Source organism: Ornithinibacillus halotolerans (assembly GCF_014637405.1).
Classification (GTDB): Bacteria; Bacillota; Bacilli; order Bacillales; family Amphibacillaceae; genus Ornithinibacillus; species Ornithinibacillus halotolerans.
This window is the reverse complement of the sequence record NZ_BMEY01000041.1, coordinates 1-1,607: the sequence shown is the minus strand read 5'-3', so window position 1 is coordinate 1,607 and position 1,607 is coordinate 1. Positions and strand designations below refer to the sequence as shown.

At 34.6% G+C, this 1,607-nt stretch carries 1 protein-coding gene; it reads left to right on the top strand.

From position 1 onward, the window contains the following. The first annotated feature begins 92 nt into the window (after positions 1-92). Positions 93-1,457 carry an IS4 family transposase gene (locus IEV35_RS19940; protein WP_188386409.1) on the top strand — a complete coding sequence of 455 codons (1,365 nt, stop codon included), beginning with the start codon at positions 93-95 and terminating at the stop codon, positions 1,455-1,457. Positions 1,458-1,607: the final 150 nt, after the last annotated feature.

The window sequence follows — 1,607 nt, the reverse complement described above, 5'->3', positions numbered from 1 at the left end:
CCCCATAGCCATCAAGTTAAGCAACTTTAATGGAAAAATGACCAATTTTTGTATATGCTTCTTTCGGGAATGAAACCGAGAGGAGCTTTTTTTTGAATAAAGAAATAAAAATAGACAACGAGATTCAGCTTCTAGCTCAGGAGTTGGAACGAAAATTTTCTAAGCAACAAATTAGCCAATGGGCAATAGATACTGGCTTTATGAAGCGAAAGGCAAAGGTAAAACCGATGTATTTCCTTCTACTCTGTACCTTATTAGGGGAATCTTTTGGTCAGAAAAGTTTAACACAACTTTGTGCACAACTTGGCGCTACTTTTAATATAGGGATAACTACAGAAGGACTTAACCAGCGTTTTAATACACAAGCTGTGGAATTTCTGAAGAGAATGTATCAATCTCTAGTAACGCAACAATTAGAAGGTTCTTTATCCTTTATTGAAAATCGTTGGTTTAACCGACTTCGGATTTTAGATTCGTCATCTTTTGATTTACCGGGCGATTATCAGGACTATAAAGGACCAAATGGTTCGGGAATAAAAATACAGTTGGAATATGAATTAATGAAAGGAAATTTCCTAAATTTACATATCCAACATGGCAAAGAGAGTGATAGTAAGTATCCTCAAGTCATTCAAGAGACGATTCAGCCTGGTGATTTGTGCTTACGTGATTTAGGATACTTTTCCATAGACAACTTATTAGATATTCAAAATAGAGGTGGTTACTTCCTTTCTAGATTAAAAAACGATGTAAATCTATACGTAGAAAATGATGCTGGAAAATGGGAGAAAATCGATGTGAGTGAGATAGCAGCAACATTAAATCGAGGAGAAGCAATTCAATTACACAATGTACGAATAAGCGCTCGAAGTAAGGATCCTCTCCTAGCGCGAGTAGTCATCACCAAATTAACAGAGGAACAACAGTCAAAAAGACAAGCTCACTTAAATAAAAAAAAGAAGAAAGGGAAAAGCACCCTTTCTGCACAGAAAAATATATCTGTAAACATACACGCAACTAATATAACACAAAACCAAGTTAAAAAAGAAGAAATATTTCTCTTATACTCTATTCGATGGCAAATCGAGATTTTATTTAAGACTTGGAAATCATTATTTGAGATTCATAAAGTAAAGAAAATGAAGAAGGAACGGTTTGAATGTCATTTGTATGGCACCCTAATACGACTACTTTTAAGTTCTACACTAGCATTTTACTGTCGAAGGCTCCTTTATATAAAGGAGCAGATGGAAGTAAGTGAGTATAAATCAATAAGTATTGTAAAGGAAAGCTTGCCTAGACTTGTATCCGTAATGTATGACAAAAAAGGTAGTTTAGTAGAAATAGCTAAACGAATTTACCGAAGTATAAAGATCAATGGGAGGAAGTGCCGTAGACAACACAAACAAACTGTATTTGATATTCTAGGTATTGCATTTAAACAAGAAGCATCTTAAGTAGCGTAAGCTAATGAAAAATAAATATTCCGAAAACAAAGTCTCTTGAGAGGCTTATTTTGTCATGCGTAAATTTATAGAAGAGATACAAAAAGCTAACAGAGGTGAGCATTTCTTATCTCACCTACTGTTAGCTTGATGGCTATGGGG